This window comes from Candidatus Binatia bacterium, from assembly GCA_036493895.1.
Taxonomy (GTDB): domain Bacteria; phylum Desulfobacterota; class Binatia; order UBA1149; family CAITLU01; genus DATNBU01.
In genome coordinates, this window is the sequence record DASXOZ010000047.1 from 17,388 (window position 1) to 39,268 (window position 21,881).

19 protein-coding genes are annotated in these 21,881 nt (G+C 66.6%); 17 read left to right on the forward strand and 2 right to left on the reverse strand.

Features of this window, described 5'->3' with window-relative positions; all coding sequences use genetic code 11:
- The first annotated feature begins 43 nt into the window (after positions 1-43).
- The 12 genes from VGK20_11400 (at position 44) to VGK20_11455 (ending at position 12,265) form a co-directional block, all read left to right on the forward strand.
- Positions 44-1,405, forward strand: a complete 1,362-nt coding sequence (locus VGK20_11400; GenBank protein ID HEY2774640.1) for a sigma-54 dependent transcriptional regulator — start codon at positions 44-46, stop codon at positions 1,403-1,405.
- Between the two features lie 295 nt (positions 1,406-1,700).
- Positions 1,701-2,108, forward strand: coding sequence for a c-type cytochrome (locus VGK20_11405; GenBank protein ID HEY2774641.1), 408 nt, complete (start codon positions 1,701-1,703; stop codon positions 2,106-2,108).
- Between the two features lie 11 nt (positions 2,109-2,119).
- Complete coding sequence (gene ccoN, locus VGK20_11410) at positions 2,120-3,559, forward strand: cytochrome-c oxidase, cbb3-type subunit I (protein ID HEY2774642.1); 1,440 nt, start codon at positions 2,120-2,122, stop codon at positions 3,557-3,559.
- Positions 3,560-3,575: 16 nt separating this feature from the next.
- Positions 3,576-4,190: a cytochrome-c oxidase, cbb3-type subunit II gene (gene ccoO / locus VGK20_11415; protein ID HEY2774643.1), complete on the forward strand. Its 615-nt coding sequence runs from the start codon at positions 3,576-3,578 to the stop codon at positions 4,188-4,190.
- Positions 4,187-4,417, forward strand: coding sequence for a cbb3-type cytochrome c oxidase subunit 3 (locus VGK20_11420; GenBank protein HEY2774644.1), 231 nt, complete (start codon positions 4,187-4,189; stop codon positions 4,415-4,417). Before ccoO ends, VGK20_11420 begins: the two co-directional genes overlap by 4 nt.
- Positions 4,414-5,316: a cytochrome-c oxidase, cbb3-type subunit III gene (gene ccoP, locus VGK20_11425; GenBank protein ID HEY2774645.1), complete on the forward strand. Its 903-nt coding sequence runs from the start codon at positions 4,414-4,416 to the stop codon at positions 5,314-5,316. Before VGK20_11420 ends, ccoP begins: the two co-directional genes overlap by 4 nt.
- A gap of 3 nt (positions 5,317-5,319) precedes the next feature.
- Positions 5,320-6,798 carry a cytochrome c oxidase accessory protein CcoG gene (ccoG, locus tag VGK20_11430; GenBank protein ID HEY2774646.1) on the forward strand — a complete coding sequence of 493 codons (1,479 nt, stop codon included), beginning with the start codon at positions 5,320-5,322 and terminating at the stop codon, positions 6,796-6,798.
- A 20-nt stretch (positions 6,799-6,818) separates the two neighbouring features.
- Complete coding sequence (locus VGK20_11435; GenBank protein ID HEY2774647.1) at positions 6,819-7,145, forward strand: FixH family protein; 327 nt, start codon at positions 6,819-6,821, stop codon at positions 7,143-7,145.
- A complete protein-coding gene (locus tag VGK20_11440) occupies positions 7,142-9,631 on the forward strand; it encodes a heavy metal translocating P-type ATPase (GenBank protein ID HEY2774648.1) in 2,490 nt (829 codons plus the stop codon). Before VGK20_11435 ends, VGK20_11440 begins: the two co-directional genes overlap by 4 nt.
- Positions 9,628-9,837, forward strand: coding sequence for a cbb3-type cytochrome oxidase assembly protein CcoS (ccoS, locus tag VGK20_11445; GenBank protein ID HEY2774649.1), 210 nt, complete (start codon positions 9,628-9,630; stop codon positions 9,835-9,837). Before VGK20_11440 ends, ccoS begins: the two co-directional genes overlap by 4 nt.
- Positions 9,834-10,586 (forward strand): sulfite exporter TauE/SafE family protein, encoded by a 753-nt coding sequence (locus VGK20_11450; GenBank protein ID HEY2774650.1) that lies wholly within the window; start codon positions 9,834-9,836, stop codon positions 10,584-10,586. Before ccoS ends, VGK20_11450 begins: the two co-directional genes overlap by 4 nt.
- A 92-nt stretch (positions 10,587-10,678) precedes the next feature.
- Positions 10,679-12,265: an FAD-dependent monooxygenase gene (locus tag VGK20_11455; protein HEY2774651.1), complete on the forward strand. Its 1,587-nt coding sequence runs from the start codon at positions 10,679-10,681 to the stop codon at positions 12,263-12,265.
- A gap of 87 nt (positions 12,266-12,352) precedes the next feature.
- Here VGK20_11455 and VGK20_11460 read toward each other — a convergent pair whose 3' ends face one another.
- Positions 12,353-14,731 (reverse strand): hypothetical protein, encoded by a 2,379-nt coding sequence (locus tag VGK20_11460; protein HEY2774652.1) that lies wholly within the window; start codon positions 14,729-14,731, stop codon positions 12,353-12,355.
- Between the two features lie 1,136 nt (positions 14,732-15,867).
- On the opposite strand from VGK20_11460, the gene VGK20_11465 reads away from it, so the two are divergent.
- From VGK20_11465 to VGK20_11485, 5 genes are read left to right on the forward strand one after another with little or no spacing between them, the layout of a single operon-like run.
- The gene (locus VGK20_11465) at positions 15,868-17,415 is read left to right on the forward strand and encodes a TonB-dependent receptor (protein HEY2774653.1); all 1,548 of its coding nucleotides are present in this window, start codon (positions 15,868-15,870) and stop codon (positions 17,413-17,415) included.
- An 11-nt stretch (positions 17,416-17,426) separates the two neighbouring features.
- Positions 17,427-18,371, forward strand: coding sequence for a metal ABC transporter substrate-binding protein (locus VGK20_11470; protein HEY2774654.1), 945 nt, complete (start codon positions 17,427-17,429; stop codon positions 18,369-18,371).
- Between the two features lie 9 nt (positions 18,372-18,380).
- Positions 18,381-19,172 carry a metal ABC transporter ATP-binding protein gene (locus tag VGK20_11475; protein HEY2774655.1) on the forward strand — a complete coding sequence of 264 codons (792 nt, stop codon included), beginning with the start codon at positions 18,381-18,383 and terminating at the stop codon, positions 19,170-19,172.
- Positions 19,169-20,014 carry a metal ABC transporter permease gene (locus tag VGK20_11480; GenBank protein ID HEY2774656.1) on the forward strand — a complete coding sequence of 282 codons (846 nt, stop codon included), beginning with the start codon at positions 19,169-19,171 and terminating at the stop codon, positions 20,012-20,014. Before VGK20_11475 ends, VGK20_11480 begins: the two co-directional genes overlap by 4 nt.
- Before the next feature lie 40 nt (positions 20,015-20,054).
- Positions 20,055-20,885, forward strand: a complete 831-nt coding sequence (locus tag VGK20_11485) for an undecaprenyl-diphosphate phosphatase (protein ID HEY2774657.1) — start codon at positions 20,055-20,057, stop codon at positions 20,883-20,885.
- A gap of 47 nt (positions 20,886-20,932) precedes the next feature.
- Here the strand turns inward: VGK20_11485 and VGK20_11490 are convergent, their stop codons facing one another.
- Positions 20,933-21,877 carry a GDSL-type esterase/lipase family protein gene (locus tag VGK20_11490; GenBank protein HEY2774658.1) on the reverse strand — a complete coding sequence of 315 codons (945 nt, stop codon included), beginning with the start codon at positions 21,875-21,877 and terminating at the stop codon, positions 20,933-20,935.
- Between the last annotated feature and the right edge of the window lie 4 nt (positions 21,878-21,881).

Here is a 21,881-nt window from a genome sequence, read left to right on the forward strand (position 1 = left end):
GTCATCGCCGGCCCGTATGGACCCGGCAAGAGGAACGAGCCCGATGACGAACACGAGAGGATCCATCCTGGTCGTCGACGACGAAGCGGCCAGCCGCGAGAGTCTCGTCGACGTGCTGACCGACGAGGGATACGACGTCAATTCCGCCGCCGACGGCAAGCTGGCCGCCGACCTCCTTCACGAGGCCGAATTCGACGTCGTGATCACCGACCTGCGCATGCCGAACATGGACGGCGTCGAGCTGCTGCGCGAGGTGCGTCGTCTTTGCCCCCAGACGCTCGTGCTGCTGATGACGGCGCACGCCAGCGTCGAGACGGCAGTGGAAGCGCTGCGCCAGGGCGCCCACGATTACATGATCAAGCCTCTCGTCTACGACGAGGTGCTCGCCAAGGTCATGCGTCTTCTGGAACGGCGCGACCTTGCCTGGCAGATCCAGTACCTGCGCCGCGAGGTCGACTCGCGCTGGGACTTCGACAATCTGATCGGCGAAAGCGCGGCGATGAAACGCATCGTCGGGCTGATCCAGAAAGTCGCCCCGACCAACTCGACGGTGCTGATCACCGGCGAGAGCGGCGTCGGCAAGGAAGTCGTCGCGCGTGCGGTCCACCGCGAGAGCCCGCGCCGCGATGCGATCTTCCTTCCGATCAACTGCGGCGCGATCCCCGAGACCCTGCTCGAGAGCCAGCTCTTCGGTCACGTCAAGGGCGCATTCACCGGTGCGCTGACGAGCCAGGAGGGACTCTTCCAGCGCGCGCGCGGCGGCACGATCTTCCTCGACGAGATCGGCGAGCTGCCGCTGGCGCTGCAGGTCAAGCTGCTTCGCGCAATCGAAGAGAAGGAAATCATGCCGGTGGGCGGCGCCCAGCCGGTGCGCGTCGACGTGCGCATCATCGCGGCCACCAACCGCGACCTGGCCGCCTGCTGCCAGGACGGATTGTTCCGCGAGGATCTGTACTACCGCCTCAATGTCTTCGGAATCGAGATTCCACCGCTGCGCGACCGCCGCGAGGACATTCCCGCGCTGGTCGAATTCCTCGTCCGGCGCCACAATACCGAGATGAACCGGCGTTTTCGCGGCGTCGACAACGCTGCGATGAAAGCGCTGCTGCGCATGCCGTGGAAGGGAAACATCCGCGAGCTCGACAACGCGATCGAGCACGCGATGATCGTGGGCGACGGCCAGTGGATCACCGCGGCCGACCTGCCGGGCCGCGCCGCTGCCGAGCTGGCAGCTCCCGAAGGCGCCGCCGTCGGCGACGACCTGAAGAGCGCGACGCGCTTCTACGAGCGCGGGCACATCGCCAGCGTGCTCGCCCGCAGCGAAGGCGACAAGAAACGCGCGGCCGAGATGCTCGGCATCAGCCTGTCGTCGCTCTACCGCAAACTCGAGGAGCTCGAGCTCTGATCGCTCGCGATTTCCAGTTCTGAGGACTGGCAATCGCGCGTTTCTCAATTGCGGGAATTCCGAAAGGATTCCGCGCCTCCAACTCTCCAAGATCAGGCATTTTTCTCGTCGCGCCGCAGTTGGCCGGCCGTTTGCTAATCCAAACGCGGCGCCGGGAGCTCGAGGAGAAAATGATGCGGATCTCACGGCACTTGCGTACCGCCACGGCGGTCGCACCGGCTCTCCCGTGATCCGCCTGCAAAGAACGAGAACGACCGCCGTGCGTGGATTGTACGGCGCAGAGGAGACCGCGATCATGACAAGTGCAGCTTCCCAATCCATTCCCGCCGAGCGCATCGGCTTTTTCGTCGCAGTGGTCGCGAGCGTGTTCATGCTGCTGGCGACGATCGCCTCGGCCGAAGAGATTCCCGACGGGGCCAAGCAGGAAGCCGACACGGTCTGGCAGCAGCGCTGCTCGACCTGTCACGGTCCAGCAGGCAAGGGCGACGGCGCTGCGGCGGTCGCGCTCAACCCGAAGCCCCGCGACTTCACGTCGCCCGACTGGCAGAAGACGGTGACCGACGACCACATCGAGAAGACCATCGTCGAAGGCGGGCAGGGCGTCGGGCTGAGCGTGCTGATGGCCGCCAATCCCGACCTCGCGTCCAAGCCGGACGTCGTCAAGTCGCTGCGCGCCCACGTGCGCAGCCTCGCTGCCAACTAAGGCTCCTGACGATGAGCACGGAGGCCGCTGCGGCAAGCGAGTACGAGGTCGGGGTCGTGCGCAACTTTGCGCTGATGTCCCTGGTCTGGGGCATCGTCGGCATGCTGGTCGGCCTCGTGCTGGCGCTGCAGCTGGCATGGCCCGACCTGCTGCCCGCCGTGCCGTGGCTGAGCTACGGGCGCCTGAGGCCCCTGCACACCAACGCGGTGATCTTCGCGTTCGGCGGCTGCGCGTTGTTCGCATCGGCCTACCACGTCGCGCAGCGCACCTGCCAGACGCGGCTGTTCCTGCCGGGACTGGCGAAGTTCACGTTCTGGGGATGGCAGCTCGTGATCGTGCTCGCGGCCATCACGCTGCCGCTCGGCTACACGACGGCCAAGGAGTACGCCGAGCTCGAGTGGCCCATCGACATCCTGATCGCCGTCGTATGGATCAGCTTCGCAGTCGTCTGGTTCGGGACCATCGCCAAACGCAAGGTCGAGCACATTTACGTCGCCAACTGGTTCTTCGGCGCGTTCATCGTGACGGTCGCGCTGCTGCACATCGTCAACAGTGCGGAAATCCCGGTCTCGATGTGGAAGTCGTACTCGATCTACGCGGGCAGCGTCGACGCGATGGTGGAATGGTGGTACGGCCACAATGCGGTCGGCTTCTTCCTGACGGCCGGCTTTCTCGGGATGATGTACTACTTCGTCCCGAAGCAGGCCGGGCGGCCGATCTACTCGTACCGCCTTTCGGTCGTGCACTTCTGGGCGCTGATCGGCCTCTACATGTGGGCCGGTCCCCATCACCTGCACTACAGTGCGCTGCCCGACTGGGCCCAGAGCCTCGGCGTCGTCTTCTCGATCATGCTCTGGGCGCCGTCGTGGGGCGGCATGATCAACGGCATCATGACGCTCTCGGGCGCGTGGGAGAAGCTTCGCACCGATCCGATCCTGCGGTTCATGGTCGTCGCGCTGTCGTTCTACGGAATGGCGACGTTCGAAGGGCCGATGATGTCGATCAAGACCGTCAACGCGCTGACCCACGACACCGACTGGACCATTGCGCACGTGCACTCCGGCGCGCTCGGCTGGGTCGCGATGATCACGATCGGCTGCCTGTACTCGATGATTCCGCGCCTGTGGGGAAAAGAGCGGATGTTCAGCAAGTCGCTGATCAACGTGCATTTCTGGCTGTCCACGGTCGGAGTCGTTCTCTACATCGCGTCGATGTGGATCGCCGGACTGATGCAGGGCCTGATGTGGAGGGCGACCAATGACGACGGCACGCTGACCTACACGTTCGTCGAAGGCGTTTCGGCCACGCATCCGTACTACATGGTGCGCGCGCTCGGCGGCTTCGTCTTCCTCAGCGGCATGCTCGTGATGGCCTACAACGTCTGGCGAACGCTGACGGTGCAGGTTACCGACGAAGTCCCCGTTGCCGCGGCGGCCGCGGCGAGCGCGTAAGCGGACGGAGGACGCGATGGCCACGCAGACGCCATTCGAAAAGAACATCGGCCTGATGGGCCTTTGCATCATCCTCGTCGTCAGCTTCGGCGGCCTTGCCGAGATCGTGCCGCTGATCGCCGAAACGTCGGCCGCCGCGCCGGCCGACGGGGTCAAGCCCCTGGACGCCGTCGCGCTCGAGGGACGCGACATCTACATCCGCGAGGGATGCCACGTCTGCCACACGCAGATGGTCAGGCCGCTTGCCGCCGAAACCGAGCGTTACGGGCATTACTCGACCGCCGGCGAGTCGGTCTACGAGCATCCGTTCCTGTGGGGATCCAAGCGAACCGGCCCCGACCTTGCCCGGGTCGGCGGGCGTTACAGCGACGAGTGGCACCGCATCCACCTGAACAACCCCCGCGACGTCGTGCCGGAATCCAACATGCCGGCATTTCCGTGGCTCGCCGAAGGCGTTCTCGACGGAAGCGATACGGCGACCAAGATGAAAGCGCTGCGATTCGTCGGCGTGCCGTACACGGACGACCAGATCGCCAAGGCGCAGGGCGCCGTCAAGGGCAAAACCGAGCTCGAAGCGCTGATCACGTACCTTCAGCAGCTCGGCCTGGCGATGAAGGGAAAGAAGGGATGAGCGCGGGCATGTTCGAAGCGGTCGGCACGCTGCTGCTGTTCCTGTCGTTCGTCGGACTGCTGGTCTGGGCGTGGATGCCGCGACAGCGCGAGGCCTTCCAGCAGGCAGCGCTGCTGCCGTTTTGTGACGAGGCGGCCCTGCCGCAGTTTTGCGACGAGGCGGCTCTGCCGCCGTTTCAAAAGCATGCGGCTCTGCCGCCGATTCCGAGGCAGGGTCCGGTACGATGAGCGGCGGCTGGAGCCTGTGGATCGCCACGATCGTCGTGATCAACGTCGTCGGTTCGGCGTGGTTGCTGCTGTGGGCCGGGACCCGGCGCGAGGGCGATGACGAAGGCCCGAAGACCGTCGGTCACGCTTTCGACGGCATCGAGGAATACGACATGCCGCTGCCGCGCTGGTGGCTGTGGCTGTTCGTCGGAACCATCGGATTCGCCGGCGTCTACCTCGTCCTCTATCCGGGTTTCGGCGCATTTCCCGGTGTTCTCGGATGGACCGAAGTCGGCCAGCACGAGGCGGAGGTGCGCGAGGCCGACGCGAAGGTCCAGCCTCTTTATGCGGCGTATGCGGCAAGGCCGATCGAGGATCTCGCGCGCGACTCCCGCGCCGTCGCGACGGGTCGTCACCTGTTCGCGAACACGTGCGCAGCCTGCCACGGCGCCGACGCTCACGGCGGCGTCGGCTTTCCGAACCTCGCGGACGACGACTGGATCTGGGGCGGCGACCCCGAGACGATCCAGACGACGATCCTCGGCGGCCGCATGGCATTCATGCCGGCGTTCGCCCCCGCGCTCGGCGGCGAACAGGGAATCAGGGAAGTCATCCAGTACGTGCTCAGCCTGTCGGGCCAGCCGGCGGATGCTCAGCTCGCCGAGGCCGGAAAGGCGCGGTTCGGCACGATCTGCATCGCGTGTCACGGGCCCGACGGCAAGGGCAACAAGGCGATGGGCGCGCCGAACCTGACCGACAGCGTCTGGCTGTTCGGAGGCACGGCGGCCGACATCGAGTACGGGCTGCGCAACGGTCGCTCGTCGAAGATGCCGGCGCACGCCGACATTCTCGGCAACGACAAGGCGCACCTGGTCGCGGCCTACGTCTACAGTCTTTCGCACGTCGGAGCGGCGGAGTGAGAGATGGGCGTCGCCCCTGCCACTGCCGGTGACGCCGCAACGCGACCAGCCGGTGCGGCCCGTTCGGCCAAGGCGCGCGTGAGCGGCGTCTCGCTCTACGCGGCGCGCGAGCCGATCTACCAGCGCGAGGCAAACGGTCCGTGGCAGCGGCTTCGCACGGTCGTGCTGTTCGCGCTGGCCGGATTCTACGTCGCACTTCCGTGGCTGCAGTGGAACGGTCGCCAGGCGGTGTGGTTCGACGTTCCTGCCCGCAGCTTCTACCTTTTCGGCCTTACGTTCTGGCCCCAGGACTTCATTTACCTGTCGTGGCTGCTGATCCTGGCTGCGTTCGGCCTGTTCTTCTTCACGAACCTCGCCGGCCGCCTGTGGTGCGGCTACGCATGTCCACAGACGGTGTGGACCAGGTTCTTCATGTGGATCGAGTGGCTGACAGAAGGCGACCGGAACAGGCGCATCCTGCTCGACCGTGGCCCCTGGAACCGCCGCAAGATCCTTCGCAAGACCGCCAAGCACACCGCCTGGCTCGCGTTCTCTGCCATGGTGGGCGTGACGTTCGTCGGATATTTCCTCCCTGTCCGCGATCTCGTCGTCCGGATTGTCGGGCAATCCGTGAGCGGCGGCGAGTGGGTGTTCCTGGCGGTCGCCTCCCTTGCCCTCTATGTCGATGCCGGCTTCATGCGCGAGCAGATCTGCAAGTACGCATGCCCGTATGCGCGCTTCCAGGGCGCGATGTTCGACCGCGCGACGCTGACGATCTTCTACGACGCAGGCCGCGGCGAACCACGCGGTCACCGGCGCCGCGATCTTTCGCCGGCCGCGGCCGGTCTCGGCGACTGCATCGACTGCCGCCTGTGCGTGCACGTGTGCCCGACCGGAATCGACATCCGCCAGGGAACCCAGTTCGAGTGCATCGGTTGCGCGGCGTGCATCGATGCCTGCGACAGCGTCATGCACGACGTGGGGCTGCCGAAGGGACTGGTGCGTTATACGACCGAAAGCGCGCTGGCGGGCAAGCCGCTGCCTCTGCTGAGGCCGCGCGTGGTCGGATACGGCGCGGTGTTGCTGGTCGTCGCCTGCGCGCTTGCCGTCGGGCTGGCGCGGCGCATGCCGCTGGACGTCGACGTGCTGCGCGACCGCACGACGCTCTACCGCGAAGTCGGCGCCGGCCTGATCGAGAACGTCTACACGCTGAAGGTCATGAACAAGTCCCAGCAGGCGCGCACCTACCGCGTATCGACGCAGCCTCCGTTCGCCGTCGCCTCGGCGACGGACATCACCGTCGCCGCAGGAAAGCTGGGCGAGCTTCCCGTCCGTGTCCGCATCGAGGAGGCCAGGCTGGATCGCGCGTCGACGTCGCTCACGTTCGCCGTCCAGGCCGGCGACGATCCGTTGGTGCGCGTGCAGCATGAAAGCCGCTTCCTCGCGCCGGCGGCCGTTGCCAACCGCTCCGACGCGGACGATCGCGCCAACCACGGCCACTGACCGGCAGAGAGGAGAGGAACATGTCGGTACGCGAAACGTCTGACCAAGGGCAAAACGACCGGGACCCGCGGCCCTGGTACCGGCAGTTCTGGCCCTGGTTCCTCGTCGCGCTTCCTGCGGCGAGCGTGATTCTCAGCATCTCGACGCTGATCGTCGCGATCCGTCACGCCGACGTCGTGCTGCACGAGGATGCGATGGGCGCTGTGGCCGATGTGCCGACGCGGCCAGCCGTCGTCTCCGCAACCACCAATGCGGAAGCTGCAGGCCAGGCGGCGCACGCGGCGCCGCCCACGCCGCATCCGCGGGTACAGCCCGTGGAAGACACGCACCCGCCGAGCTCACGGTGAATACCGAGCCCTGCTTTCACTGCGGGCTCGAGATCGGGCGCGGGGTGCAGTTCTACGCCGTCATCGACGGTGCTTCGCGCGCGATGTGCTGCGCGGGGTGCGTCGCCGTCGCGGAGCTGATCGCGAACGGAGGCTTCACCGCATATTACCGCTTTCGCGACGCTCCGGCGGACAATCCCCAGGCGGTTGCGAAGATTCCGTCGGACCAGTGGGCGCGTTACGACGACCCGTCACTGCAGAAATCCTTCGTGCGTTTCGACGACGGCGACCTGCGATGCGTGACGCTGTCGATCGAGGGCCTTCGCTGCGCAGCGTGCGTCTGGCTGCTCGAGAGCCACCTGCGGGCGCAGCGTGGAATCGACCAGGCGCGCGTCCATCTTGGAGCGGGAAGGGCCGAAGTAGCCTGGCATGCGTCCGAAACCTCGCTGTCCGTCGTTCTCGCTGCGATGGCAGCTCTCGGTTACGTCGCGCTGCCCTACCGTCCCGATTGGGAAGCGGAGACCAGGGCTGCCGAATACCGCGCCGCACTGCGACGCCTCGTGGTCGGCGGCCTCGGCGCCACGCAGGTGATGATGTACGCAGTGGGCCTGTATGCGGGCGCCCTCCAAGGCATGGAGGATCGTTACCGGTTCTTCCTTCGCGTGACGAGCGCGATGGTCGCCACTCCGGTGCTGTTTTATGCAGGCCGTCCGTTCCTGGCCGGTGCGTGGCGCGACCTTCGCAACCGCCGCCTCGGCATGGACGTGCCGGTGAGCGTTGCGTTGCTGGTCGCGTGGAGCGCCAGCCTGTGGGCAACGGTGACACGCTCGGGCGAGGTCTACTTCGATTCGGTCTCGATGTTCGTGTTTTTCCTGTCGCTGGGTCGTTTCGTCGAGATGCGCGCCCGCCAGCGCGCCTGCGCTGCGATCGAGGCTGCGCTGCGCCAGCCGCCGGCATCGGCAACGAAGATCGACGCGGACGGCTCGCGCCGAATCGTCGCTGCCAGCGAGCTGGCGGCGGGCGACCGGATCGTCGTGCGTCCTGGAGAGACGTTTCCGGTCGACGGCGCCGTGTGCGACGGACGAGGCTGGGTCAACGAATCGATGCTCACGGGCGAGCACTGGCCTTGCGAGAAGAACGCAGGTGACGACGTGGCTGCCGGCACCCAGAACGGCGAAAGCCCTCTGGTCGTCGTGGCCACCCGCACGGGCGCCGACACGGCGTGGTCGAGGATCGTCCGCATGGTCGATGCCGCCGGCGAAGCGCGGCCGCGCCTTGCCCGCCTGGCCGACCGTGTTGCCCAGATTTTCGTTCCGGCGGTGCTCGCGATCGCGGCGGGGACCGCCATCGTCTGGGCGCACATCGATGCGTCCCGCGCGTTCTGGGTGGCGCTTTCGGTTCTGGTCGTCACCTGTCCTTGCGCGCTGTCGCTGGCAACTCCCGCAGCCTTGACCGCAGCATCGCGGGGCGCGCTGCGCCGCGGGCTGCTGCTGCGAAACGGCGCCGCCATCGAATCCCTGCGGCGGGTCACGCACGTCGTCTTCGACAAGACCGGCACTCTTACGCTTGGACGATTTCGTCGCAGGCGCACGGTCGCACTGGCCGGTCTCGACGAAGCGTCGTGCCTGGCGCTGGCGGCAGCGCTCGAGGGGTTCTCGGAACATCCTCTGGCGCGGGCTTTCGACGATGTCGATGCTTCGTCAGTTGTCGTCCAGGGCATCTGCGCGACGGCGGGTGCGGGAATCGAAGGGCACATCGACGGACGCCGTGTGAGGATCGGCTCGGCGTCCTGGGTTTCCGAGCTTTGCGGTGTCGGGGCGGGTGCTGCCGGTGCGCTTGCGACGGGCGGCACCGCCATCGCGCTCGGCGACGAACGGGGACTGCTTTGCCGGTTCGAATTGGAGGATGTACCGCGCCCGCATGTCGCGCGGACGATCGCATCGCTGCGTCGCGCGGGCCTGCGCGTCGTTCTTGCCAGTGGCGACGGTCGCGCTTCGGTAGCGGCCGTAGCGGCATCGGCGGGAATCGACGAATGGATCGCCGACTCGACGCCGGCCGACAAGCTCGCCCTGGTCAAGTCCCTGCAGGCCCACGGTGCTGTCGTGCTGATGGTCGGTGACGGCGTCAACGACGCGCCGGTACTCGGCGCGGCCGACGTCTCGATCGCGATGGGCACGGGCACCGACCTGGCGCGAAGCCGCGCCGATGCCGTGTTGATCGGCAACGATCTTGGCGCGATCGAGCAGCTTCTCGTGCTCGCGCGCCGCACGCGGCGCGTGATGCGGGAGAACCTCGTCTGGTCGGGTCTCTACAACCTGCTGGCAATTCCGCTGGCTTGCAGCGGCCTCGTTGCACCGTGGATGGCTGCCGTCGGAATGTCGGCGAGCTCGCTGGTCGTTGTCCTCAACGCCGTGCGTCTCGGCGATGCGCCGCGCGCCGGTGAGCGGATCGTCCGCGAAGATGGCGCGCAGGTTGTGGCCGCAATGGCCCGGGAGGCAGTGGCATGACGATCCTGTTCGTCCTTGTCCCTCTCGGCCTGATGCTGCTCTCGGTCGCGATTGCGGCGTTTTTCTGGGCCGTACGCAACGGTCAGTTCGACGATCTCGAAAGCCAGGGCACCTTCGTGCTGTTCGACGAAGAGCCGTTGCACCAGACTGCCCGAAACAGCGCTGGCGACGGCGCAGCGTCCGTTCCCGAGGCGAAAACGCGATGATCGTCGTACCTGCAGCGCTTCTCATGGGGTTTGCCGGAAGCGGCCATTGCGCCGCGATGTGCGGCGGCATCGCCGCAGCGATGTCGGCGGCGCCTGCGCCTGACGACGATACCGGCAGTCGCAATCTGCGGATGCTCGCGCAGAACCTCGGACGCATCACCAGCTACGCGACCGCTGGCGCCGTCGTTGGATCCCTCGGCAGTGTTCTTCCTCGTCTGAGTGGCCTGGGTGGCGCATCCGGGACTCTTGCCATCCGTTCGATCGCGGCACTTCTCATGATTGCCGCCGGGCTGCAGATCGGGGGCTGGTCGAGCAGAACGGGCAGCATCGAAAGGGTCGGCTCGCTGCTGTGGCGCCGCATCGCGCCGCTCGCACGCCGCGTCGGTCGCGCCAGCTCGATCGCTTCGGCACTGGTATTCGGCGCGCTGTGGGGATGGCTCCCGTGCGGGCTCGTCTACAGCGCGCTCGTCGTTGCGGCAGCGTCGGGCTCGGCTGCGGCGGGTGCATCGACGATGGCCGCATTCGGGCTCGGTACTGTTCCGGCGTTGCTCGCGATCTCGGGCGCCAGCGCGCAGGGGCTGGCGGTGCTGCGCTCACGGTCGGCCAGGCGGGCAGCCGGTGCCGCGGTCATCGTCTTCGGCGCCTGGACGTTTGCTGCGGCGGCCAGCGGCTATCTTGCGCCTTGCGGACATTGCCACGATGAATCATCGGCGGTCCCCGCGGAGCACCCGGACGTGGCACTGCGCTGACGGGTTGCGGTTTTCGCCACAGTCGCGACGTCGGACGCGGCTGCGCCGGCGGACGCTTGCGCTAAGCCGGGCTGTGACGAAAATTGACCTCCATGCCTCCCCGTGGTGCGCAAGACGCGCAAGACGCGCAAGACGCGCAGGACGCGCAAGACGCACAGGATGCGCCGATTCTCGTCGTCGGTGCGGGACCCACGGGCCTGGTCCTCGCGCTGGAGCTGGTGCTCGGCGGCGCGCGCGTGCGGATCATCGATCGCGCAAGCGGACCCGGAACGGCGTCGCGGGCGATGGCGGTCCACGCCAGGACGCTCGAGCTTTACGATCGCTTCGGCCTTGCCGACGAAGTCGTCTCGCGCGGAATTCGCGTGCACAAGGGGCATCTCTTCGAGCACGGTGTCGCGGTCGCGCTCATCGACATCGGGAACTTCGGCAAGGGCTTGAGTCCGTACCCTTTCGTGCTGAGCTTCCCGCAGGACGAGCACGAGGCCGTGTTGGGCGAGCGACTGCGGCGCGAGGGGATCGAGGTCGAATGGAACACCGAGCTCGTCTCGTTCGAAGACCGCGGTCCTCTCGTGCGTGCCCGTCTTCGCGGTCCGCACGGGGAGGAGAGCATGGATACCGCGTGGCTGTGCGGCTGCGACGGTGCCCACAGCGCGGTTCGCGAGGGGCTCGGGGTCGCGTTTCCCGGTGGTACGTATCGCCAGGCATTCTTCGTCGCCGACATCGAGGCCAGCGGGCCGGGCACCGACGGAGATCTCAACTTCTGCCTGGATGCCGATGCTCTCTGCCTGGTGTTTCCGATCCGCAGCAGCGGACGTTTCCGGCTGATCGGGCTGATTCCCAAACCGCTCGAAGGCCGCGAGCACGTGACCCTCGAGGACGTGCGCCCTTACGTCGAGCAGCTGATCGGCATCCGCGTCGGCCGCGAGATGTGGTTTTCCACTTACCAGGTGCATCACCGGGTGGCCGCGACGTTTCGACGCGGCCGCGTGTTCCTGGCCGGCGACGCCGGGCACATTCACAGCCCGGCCGGAGGCCAGGGCATGAACACCGGCATCGGCGATGCGGTCAATCTCGGCTGGAAGCTCGCCGCAGTGGCGACCGGTCGCGCCGATACGCGCATCCTCGAAACCTACGAGCCCGAGCGCATCGTTTTCGCGCGAACGCTGGTGGCGACGACCGACCGCCTGTTCACCGGGATCACGAGCCGCGGCGTCGCGGGGCGTACGATCCGCCGGCTCCTCCTGCCTCACATCATTCCGCTGCTTCTGCGCTTCGGATGGTTTCGCCGCCTTGCGTTTCGAACCATCTCGCAGATCCGCATCGAGTATCGCGGCAGCGCGTTGTCATCGGGTTCGGCAGGAGCGGTGCGCGGCGGCGACCGTCTTCCGTGGATAGCTCCGCTCGATAATTTCCGCAGCGACGGGTTGCCCGACTGGCATCTGCAGGTCTACGGAACTGTCTCCCCCATGCTTGCCGCCACCGCAGCCTCCTATGGGGTTCACCTGCGCACTTTCGACTGGGATGACGCGGCAGCCGGCGCCGGATTCGTGCGCGATGCACTGTACCTGGTGAGGCCGGACGGCTACCTCGCGCTCGTCGATTCGAAGCAGGACGAGAACGCCTTGCTCCAGTACCTCTCGCGCTTCTCGATCGTCCCCCGCGGCGCCGCCCGCACCTGAAAGACGCGCGCGCAAAAAAAGAGCCGGGCGGACGCTTTCGCGACCGCCCGGCTCTCGAGCGTCTGTCAGGGCTTCATGTCCCGGTCGTCACGGGCACGAATCGATCGTGCACTGGTCGAACCTGGCCTGCTTGCACGCATCGGTGCTGGATGCGGGCGAACTGGCCGGACAGAAGTTGATGTCGTGGTTGCACAACGCCGCCGACTCGCAGTTGCCCGGGAACGTGATGCAGGCCTGGGTCAGCCCGTTCAATAGCGGGCAGTCGCCGAAGTCGCCGCCGCAGAAGACCGACGGCTGGTTCTGGCAGGTGCCCGTTGCGCACTGGCCGCTCTCGATCTGGCCGCCGTTGTTGAAGCAGTCGAGCAGGCCGATGCAGTCGTTCACGGTGGGCGCATTCGGATCCACCGTTCCGGCGCACAGATCGCTGCAGGCGCTGAACTCGGGCACCACCGAGTCGCAGTTGCTCGCGTCTCCGGTGACAGCGCAGTTCAGGGCCGCCGCGACGAGCTGGCGGAACAACTGGCGATCCTGGACGCCCTGCACGGTTACGCACAGAGCTTCCAACGCGTCCGACAGCGTCGCTCCGCTCGTCGTGCTGATCGTCTCGCCGCATACCTGCAGCGGTCCAACCGCGTCGATCAACTCCTGGGTGATGTTCACTCCGGTGCGATGTCCCTTGCTTTCGGTGCCCGCATGCGTGGACCAGAAGCCCGGGCTGCGGCAGATCGCCGTCGGACAGGCGTTGCTGTGCTCGCAGCCGGCCGTCGGCGAGCAGGTGTCCTGCGTGCAGTCGTTGTTGTCGTCGCACGCCGAATCGTTCGCCGTGATCTCGCACTCGGCGAGCGTGTTGCTGCAGGTCACCGTCGCGCACGACGAAGCCAGTCCGCAATCGCGGGCCGTTCCGTTGCACGAGCCGTTGCTGCACGTGTCGTTCACCGTGCAGAACTGGTTGTCGTTGCACGGCGCCGTGTTGTTGACGTGCGTGCACGAGCCGCTCGCGCAGATGTCATTCGTGCAGACGTTGTTGTCCGTCGAGCACGTCGTTCCGTCGGGCAGGAATTCGTTGCCGGGGCACGACGCGGATCCGCCGGTGCAGTTCTCGGCCTGATCGCACTCGCCGGCCGAGGCGCGGCAAACGGTCGTGCTCGGCTGGAAAGAATCCGCCGGGCAGGTCGGCCCGTTGCCTGTGCACGTCTCGGCGACGTCGCAGACGCCGGCCGAACCGCGGCACACCGTCGTCGACGGTGCGAACTGGTCCGGCGGGCAGGTGCCGCCGGCGCCGGTGCACAGCTCGGCAACGTCGCAGACACCGGTCGATGCGCGGCAGACCGCTGCCGAAGCGACGAAGGCATCCGGCGGGCACTGCGCCGAGTTTCCGGTGCAGTTCTCGGGGCTGTCGCAGATTCCGGTGGCGTCGCGACAGGTCGTCGTCGACGACTGGAACGTATCGCCCGGGCACGACGCCGAGTTTCCGGTGCAGGTCTCGGCGACGTCGCAGACTCCGGCCGATGCGCGGCAGGTGGTCGTCGACGACTGGAACGTGTCATCGGGGCACGACGCCGAGGTTCCGGTGCAGGACTCGGCCACGTCGCAGACTCCGGCCGATTCGCGGCAGGTGATTCCTCCGCTGGCGAACGTATCGCCCGGGCACGACGGTGATGTTCCGGTGCATGCCTCGGCTACGTCGCACACTCCGGCTGCTGCACGACACGTCGTCGTGGAGGACGAGAGCGTGTCGGCGGGGCAATCGGCCGACGAGCCCGTGCACGTCTCGGGGGTGTCGCAGATTCCGGCCGACGGACGGCAGACCGTCGTCGTCGGCTCGAACGAGAAGAGGCAATTGCCGCTCGTGCAGACGCCGACCTCGCAAGGACCCGTTGATACGCAATCGGAATCGGCCAGGCATTCCGGCTGCGGTATCGGCAGGTTCGAGTTGACGATCTGGCAGTCGCACTTCGACTTGGTCTCCGGAAGCAGCGGCGGACAGTCGGTCGAGCTCGCGCTGTTCTTCCAGACCGAACAGGTGCTGATGTCGATGAACCCGTTCTGGTCCGCGTCGGTGCAGGGCGCCGTCAGGTTCTGGATCGGGACGGATACTTCCATGGCGCTCGAGACGTCGCCGCAGGTGTCGCCGTCCTGTGGTCCGAGGGACGGATCGGGGGGAATCGGTGTGACCGTGCAATCCGAGTTCGTGTCGGTAAGCGGGTTGTTGCCGAAGTAGAACCCGACGTCGTAGCGATTCGTCGCATTCGACGTCACGTGCAGGATGCCGCTGAACGTGAAGGTGTCTCCGGGGGCACCGGAGCAGCCGTTCTGCAGGTCGGTGATCTCGACGGAAGTGGCCTGGATGTCGTTCGCGGTGCAGTTGAGTGGCGATCCGAAAGCCTGCTGGAGACACTCGTCGGCGCGCGCGGGCGATGCCGCCGCCAGCGCGGCCGTCGCGAGCATCAGCGCCGCGGTGCGCATCAAACGCGCCCTCCGCGACAAATTCGTGTACGAGACTGGGTTCATTCTTCTTACCTCCACCCGCCCCCGGATGACCGGGCACCGGGCCAGCTTGCGATTCCATCCCCAGGCGGCGCCGCCATGCGTTGCCACCATTCGTTGTTTTCCAATGCGTTCCGGCGCTCCGTCCTGCCCGGCGTGACCATCGCGGCGTATCGCGCCTGGCTGCAAGCACGCTTCCGGTATGAGGAATGCACGTCTTCCCCCGAAGATGGATCGGCGTCTCGACTTCGAATGCGCGAGAGTCGGTTTGCGAATCGAATGGTTTCGCGTGCTTGCGCGCTTCGACCTACTTGTTCGGGCGCGACGATCCTGGGTGATTCCGATTTGATACCGTGCTCGCGCGAATGAGTTTCTTTTTTCCTCAGTGCCACTCGGCGGCATCACGCGACAGTGGTACGGGCGGGAAAGTCCTTCGGGGGAAGTGCCACTCTCGTGCGACGTGTGTGTACCGGGCGCGGAGCAGGCCGAAGCCGCTGCAACGAGGGCTCGCATCGCGCTGCGCGTGATTGCGTCCGCCCGGGCAGCCAGGCGTCATTGAGCAGTCCGCGATTGCCGCGGCGGCCGACTTGACGGGGGCGTCACCCGCTGCTCTTTTGAGGCACGATGCGTCTTGTCCCGGCCAGGCACGTTGGACGCCTGGGTCGCAGTCTTGCTTCTGTCCTGTGCTCGCTCGCGGTCGCGATGCAGATCGTGCTGCCCGTGGTGCACGCTGGGCACGACCGCGAGGCAGCTGGAGCGGGACAGGCGGCCGGAGTCGAGCTTCGGCTTCCGGTCCATCAGGCTTCGACGGCCTCGCGTCACGACGCGGCCACCTGCCCCGAATGCCGGCTCGTATCCGAGTTGCGCACCCTGTCGCCGCTGGCGATCGCCGTTACGGTCCCGGCTCTTCGTGAGCACTGGGTCGTAGCCAGCCAGAGCGCATCAACGCGTGCGCAGACTTCCCGCACGAGCGCGGCTCCGCGAGCCCCGCCGCTCCCCGCCTGATTCCCGATCCATCGGTTTCCACCGAATCGTGAGCGACTGCGCGTCCTCGCGGGCGGCGACGGTCGTGTCGTCGCCCGCGTCGTCGTCGCCAGCCCAGGAGGGAAAAGGCCATGTCCTGTGAACCCGCCCCTTGCGGAGAGAAGCGGCTACGGCCCCGCCGCAGATTCCGATTCCGCCGTCGCATCGACGCTGTCGCGCTCGCCTGCGCAGTCGCGATGCTGATCCTGTCGCTGCAGGCCGACGCAACTTTCGCCGACCCGGCCGCCGACACCATCGAAGCGCTGCAAACCCAGCTTCGCCAGATGCAGCAGCAGATGCAGAAGATGCAGAAGAAGCTCGACGAGCTCGAGTCGACGAAGAAGCCGGCGCCTGCCGCGGCCGCGGCAATGAAGCCGGCCGGCGCTGCGTCGACGGTAACCGTGGCTGCACCGCCGGCCGCCGCGACCGCGCCGGCCCCCGCTCCCGTAGCGACGGCCGCGCCCGCTGCGCAGCCTTCACTGATGCAGGCCGCGCTCGGCGGCCAGCCCGTCACCGTGATGCGCTCGGCGTCGGGCGCGAACTACATGAACATGAGTTTCGACGCGATCACGGACGTGGGCAGCTCGACGACGAACGACGTGGGCAAGCTCCAGCTCGGAGACCACGATCCCGACCAGCGCGGCTTCTCGCTTCGCAACGCGGAAGTCGCGCTCGACGGTGCGGTCGATCCCTACTTCAAGGGATTCGCCAACATCGTGTTCAAGCTCGACAAAGGCAACGAAACCTCGGTCGAGCTCGAGGAAGCTTACCTCGTCTCGACTTCCTTGCCGTGGAACCTCCAGGTGAAGGCCGGGCAGTTCTTCGCCGATTTCGGAAGGCTCAATCCCACCCACCCGCACACGTGGGGCTTCGTCGACGAGCCCATCATCATGGGGCGCCTGCTCGGCGGCGACGGGCTTCGCAACGTCGGTGCAAAGGTCTCGTGGCTGGCGCCGACGCCGTTTTACACCGAGCTGATGCTCGACGTGTTCAACGGCGAAGGCGGCACGGCTTTCAGCTTCCGGGATCCGGACAACACGTACGGGCGAGAGCCGGTGGATCACGGGATTCACAAGGTTTCGGACCTGCTGTTCGTGCCGCGCATCACTTCGTCGTTCGATCTGACCGACACGCAGACGCTGGTCGTCGGCGCATCGGGCGCCTTCGGGCCGAACGACACCGGGCGCGGCAGTAGCGCGTATTCCGAAGTCTACGGAGTCGATACGTACTGGAAGTGGAGGCCGGAGCGGGCAGAGCAGGGTTTCCCGTTCGTGTCGTGGCAGACCGAAGGAATGCTGCGTCGCTACGAAGCCGCGGCCGATCCGGTGGCGTTTCTTCCCAAGGAGACGTTCGACGACTACGGGTTCTACTCGCAGGTGCTCTGGGGTTTCTACGTGCGCTGGGTCGCCGGACTGCGCGGCGAGTACGCCACCGGGGACCACAGCGAGTTCGACAACACCGACCCGCTCGAGCGCGGCAACCGCACCCGCGTCTCGCCGAACATCACGTTCTACCCCACCGAGTTCTCCAAGCTTCGCCTCCAGTACAACTACGACCACGGCCAGGTGTTCGGAGACGAGCACTCGGTGTGGGTCCAGGTGGAATTCATTCTCGGCGCCCACGGCGCCCACAAGTTCTAGGAGACCGTTCGATGATCCGTTACCTGTCCGCCCCATTTTCCCGTACGCTGCGCGGCACGGCTGCGCTGGCTGCGGCTCTGGCAATTCTCACCACCGCAAGTTCGGCCCACGCCAAGCTCGAGGTGGTCGCGACGCTGCCCGATCTTGCGTCGATCGCGCGCGACATCGGCGGCGACGCCGTCAACGTCACGTGCATCGGCAAGCCGAACGAAGACCCGCATTACGTGCAGGCCAAACCGAGCTTCATCGTCACGCTGAACAAGGCCGATGTGCTGATCGAAAACGGCCTGGAGCTGGAGATCGGCTGGCTGCCGGCGCTCGTGGACCAGACGCGCAACGACAAGATCCGCGTCGGCGCGCCCGGTCGCATCGTCGCGGCCGACGGCGTGCCGTTGCTCGACATCCCGACCGAGGCGGTCACTCGCGCAATGGGCGACGTGCATCCCGGCGGCAACCCGCACTTCTCGATCGATCCCGAAAACGGCAAGATCATGGCGAAGAACATCGCCGCCGGCCTTGCGCTCGCCGATCCGTCGCACGCATCGGCTTACAACGACAATCTCGCCAAGCTGCTCGCGCGCATCGATGCCGCGGAGGCCGACTGCCTGAAAGTGATGGCGCCGTTCAAGGGAACCAAGGTCGTCACCTACCACAAGAGCCTGACGTACTTCTGCCAGCGCTTCGGCCTGGTCGAAGTCGGCACGGTCGAGCCGAAGCCGGGAATTCCGCCGTCGGCTTCCCACGTCACCGAGCTCATCGCGCTGATCAAGAACCAGGGCGTCAAGGTGATCCTGATGGAGCCGTGGCACGAGCGGCGCACGCCCGACACCGTCGCCGAACAGACCGGTGCCAAGGTGGTCGAGTTCCCGGCCCAGGTGGGCGGCGATCCGGCGATCACCGACTATCCGTCGCTGTGCGGCAACATCGTCCCGCGCATTGCCGCCGCGCTTCGTTGAGGCAATGCCATGACGACCGCAACTGCAGCAAGGCCGGCGCCGGAGGCAAAAACGCCGAAGACGCTCGTCGACTTCCAGGGTGTCACCCTCGGCTATCGGCGCCACGTCGTGCTCTCCGATCTCAGCTTCTCGATCGTCGAAGGAGAGTTCTTCGGAGTCGTCGGAGCAAACGGCTCCGGCAAGACGACGATCCTTCGCGCGATGCTCGGCATCATCCGCCCTCACGCCGGGCGGATCCTGTTCGACGGCCGCGAAGAGAGCATGCGCTTCGGCTACGTGCCGCAGCGCGCGCACATCGACGAGATGTTTCCGCTGACCGCTCGCGAAATCGTGCTGATGGGGCGCTACGGCCTGCTGCCGCCGGGGCGGCGGCCCGGTGCCGAAGACCGTCGCATCGCCGACCGCCAGCTCGAGCACGTCGGGCTCGGCGGCATGGCCGAAAAGAGGTTCCGCGACATGTCGGGAGGCCAGAAGCAGCGCACGCTGTTCGCACGCGCGCTGGCCGCCGAGGCGCGCATCCTGCTGATGGACGAGCCCACGGAAGGGATGGACCTCGAAGGGCAGCAGGCCATTCTCGAGCTGATCGCGCAGCTTCGCGCCGAGATCGGGGTCACCGTCGTCTACGTGACGCACCGGCTCAACGAATTGGCCGATTCCGCCGATCGATTGCTTCTCCTTCACGAAGGTCAGGTGAGGGTGGGGCCGGTCGACGAGCTGCTGACCGCCGAAGTGCTGCACGAGATGTACGGCGTCGACGCGCACGTCGCGCGCCTGGCCGGGAAAAGGGTGGTGGTGCTGTGAGCAAGATCGTCGAGATGCTCCAGCAGGGCTTCATGCTCAACGTGCTGGCCGGCACGACGATCGTTGCCGCGGTCTGTTCGTACCTCGGAGTGTTCATCGTGCTGCGCCGCGCGGTGTTCGTCGGCGCCGCTCTTGCGCAGGTGAGCTCGCTCGGCGTGGCGCTGGCGCTGTTCGCGAGCGGCTACCTCGAGAGCTGGTACGGACACGACGTGCATCTTGCGCCGCAACCGGTCGCGCTGGCGCTGACGGTCTTTGCCGCCGTCGCGATGGCGGCCCAGCGCCGCGAAGGGGCGGTGCCGCGTGAAACCCTGATCGGCGTCGCCTACGCCGCGGCCTCTGGCATCGCGATCCTGATCGTCGCGGTCAGCACCCACGCCGAATCGGAAGTGCTCAACCTGATGTTCGGCAACGTGCTTGCCATCGACACGTCGGAAGTCATCCAGCTCGCGGCTCTCGGCCTGGCCGTCGCCGCGGTGCATGCGCTCTACTTCAAGGAGTTCCTGTTCGTCTCGTTCGATCCGGACATGGCGATGGCTCTCGGCGTGCGCGCGCGGCTGTGGAACGTCGTGCTGTTCCTGACCGTCGGCATCACGATCTCGCTCGCGATCCGCGCGGCCGGGGCGCTGGTCGTCTTCAACTTTCTCGTGCTGCCGGCGGCAACGGCGCTCACGCTGCGCCAGAGCCTGCGCGTCGCTCTCGCGAGCTCGGTGCTGGCAGGAACGCTCAGTAGCCTGGCCGGGATCTCGATTTCGTACGTGGCCGACCTGCCGACGGGGCCGACCATCGTCGCTGTCAGCACGACGCTGATGCTCGCAGTGGCGGCGGCAAGGCGCGTGGTGTGAAATTGAGGGCGCCTCAGCCCACCGAGGAACGGAACTGCCGATGCATCTGATTCTCGTCCTCAAAGCCGCCTTTATGGGCGTGGTGGAAGGCCTGACCGAATTTCTCCCGATCTCGAGCACGGGTCACCTGATTCTGGCAGGGAGCCTGATCGACTGGACGGGCGACGGCGCCAAGGCTTTCGAGATCATCATCCAGGCGGGAGCCATCCTGGCGGTGTGCTGGGAGTTTCGCGGGCGCATCGCAAAGGTGATGGTCGGCCTGGGCAACGACCCGGCCGCGCGCCGCTTCGTCTTCAACCTTGCGATTGCGTTCGTGCCGGCGGCCGTCATCGGCGTGGTGTTCGGTGCGGCGATCAAGGCCGTCCTCTTCGCGCCGGTGCCCGTGGCGCTGGCCTTCGTCGTTGGAGGATTCGTCATCCTGCTGACGGAACGGAGCCTCGCGGGCGCGACCCGCGCGCGCGTCCAGGAAGTCGAGGACGTGACTCCTCTGGACGCGCTCAAGATCGGGCTGGCCCAGACGTTCGCGCTCATTCCCGGGACTTCGCGCTCCGGTGCGACGATCATCGGCGGAATGCTGTTCGGGCTTTCCCGCAAGGTCGCTACGGAGTTCTCGTTCTTCCTGGCGATCCCGACGATCTTCGCCGCGACGTTCTACTCTCTGTACAAGGAGCGGGCAGCGCTGGCGGCCTTGGACAGCTCCCTCCTGGTCGTCGGCCTGGTGACCTCGTTCCTCAGCGCGTTCCTCTGTGTACGCTGGTTGCTGCGCTACATCAGCACCCACGATTTCCGTGCGTTTGCATGGTATCGAATCGCATTCGGCCTGGTCATCCTGCTGACCGCGCACTTCGGATGGGTGGCCTGGGCGGATTAGGACGTCCTCGTGTCCGCAAAAAGCGAAGGCCGCGCCCGATATCGCCGTCAATCTGCCTGGTTCTTTCGGTCCGGAGTCTCTCCAACGATCTGTTGCAGCTTCTCCGCGACCGCCTTGGCGACGAGCTCGTACCCTTCCGGTGTCGGGTGTCCGTGAGCCGCATGCCCATTGGGAAAGACCCAGCGCGGGCAGGGTTCCGTCGGACATACCGCCTCCGCCCGGAATACCGGCTGAAGATCGACGAGCGGAGTATCGGTGGACGTCGCGACCTTTTCGATGCGGGTGTTGGCGAGCCGGTACACGCTGCTGCTCGACGCGTAGTTCAGCAGCACGGGCGCTGCGCCGCGAGCACGCACCCGCTCGACCACCCGGGTCAGATGATCCACGAGTTGCGGGAGCGAGTCGCGAATGGACGAGTCTCCCGCCGCGGCGGGCTCGGAGCCGAGATCGAACGAGTCGCCGAGGAACTCGAGTTTTCCCTTGGATTCGCCGCCTGCGCCGTTCGTGACGACCGGCGCATTCGGATCGCGCATCGCCATGTAGATCAATCGGTAGAGGCGCGACCAGCGCTTCACGCTGGAGAGAAACGACTCGCTGGCATGTTCGTCGACCGGCACCGGCAGCGTCCAGAAATCGTTGGCCCCGATTTCGATCACGACGACATCCGGCTCGAACAGGTCGAGATTACGGTCGATGTCGCGCAGTACCTGCGAGGAGTTCGTCCCGGGATAGCCGATGTTCACGGCCTGGATCGAAGGCTGGAGCTTGCCGGCATCCCAGATCTGCTGCAGGCGCGCGGGATAACTTTCGCCGGGCGCGACGAGGAGACCGTAGGTATTCGAATCACCGATGCAGAGGACCTGGAGCCTGCCCGCCGCGCGCCGCGCCGCCGGACCGCGCCCGACCGTCAGTGCCGCGAGCTGCAGCGCACCTTCGACGAGCAGGAGCGCCGTCGCGGTGCTCGCGAGCACCAGCAGCAGTCTCCGGGCCAATCCG

Coding starts and splice junctions, on each gene's coding strand:
- ccoS (HEY2774649.1), top strand. CDS start 9,628: ATGACGATCCTGTTCGTCCTTGTCCCTCTCGGCCTGATGCTGCTCTCG.
- VGK20_11435 (HEY2774647.1), top strand. CDS start 6,819: ATGTCGGTACGCGAAACGTCTGACCAAGGGCAAAACGACCGGGACCCG.
- ccoN (HEY2774642.1), top strand. CDS start 2,120: ATGAGCACGGAGGCCGCTGCGGCAAGCGAGTACGAGGTCGGGGTCGTG.
- ccoG (HEY2774646.1), top strand. CDS start 5,320: ATGGGCGTCGCCCCTGCCACTGCCGGTGACGCCGCAACGCGACCAGCC.
- VGK20_11420 (HEY2774644.1), top strand. CDS start 4,187: ATGAGCGCGGGCATGTTCGAAGCGGTCGGCACGCTGCTGCTGTTCCTG.
- VGK20_11450 (HEY2774650.1), top strand. CDS start 9,834: ATGATCGTCGTACCTGCAGCGCTTCTCATGGGGTTTGCCGGAAGCGGC.
- VGK20_11400 (HEY2774640.1), top strand. CDS start 44: ATGACGAACACGAGAGGATCCATCCTGGTCGTCGACGACGAAGCGGCC.
- VGK20_11405 (HEY2774641.1), top strand. CDS start 1,701: ATGACAAGTGCAGCTTCCCAATCCATTCCCGCCGAGCGCATCGGCTTT.
- VGK20_11485 (HEY2774657.1), top strand. CDS start 20,055: ATGCATCTGATTCTCGTCCTCAAAGCCGCCTTTATGGGCGTGGTGGAA.
- VGK20_11470 (HEY2774654.1), top strand. CDS start 17,427: ATGATCCGTTACCTGTCCGCCCCATTTTCCCGTACGCTGCGCGGCACG.
- VGK20_11460 (HEY2774652.1), bottom strand. CDS start 14,731: ATGCGCACCGCGGCGCTGATGCTCGCGACGGCCGCGCTGGCGGCGGCA.
- ccoO (HEY2774643.1), top strand. CDS start 3,576: ATGGCCACGCAGACGCCATTCGAAAAGAACATCGGCCTGATGGGCCTT.
- VGK20_11475 (HEY2774655.1), top strand. CDS start 18,381: ATGACGACCGCAACTGCAGCAAGGCCGGCGCCGGAGGCAAAAACGCCG.
- VGK20_11465 (HEY2774653.1), top strand. CDS start 15,868: ATGTCCTGTGAACCCGCCCCTTGCGGAGAGAAGCGGCTACGGCCCCGC.
- ccoP (HEY2774645.1), top strand. CDS start 4,414: ATGAGCGGCGGCTGGAGCCTGTGGATCGCCACGATCGTCGTGATCAAC.
- VGK20_11455 (HEY2774651.1), top strand. CDS start 10,679: ATGCCTCCCCGTGGTGCGCAAGACGCGCAAGACGCGCAAGACGCGCAG.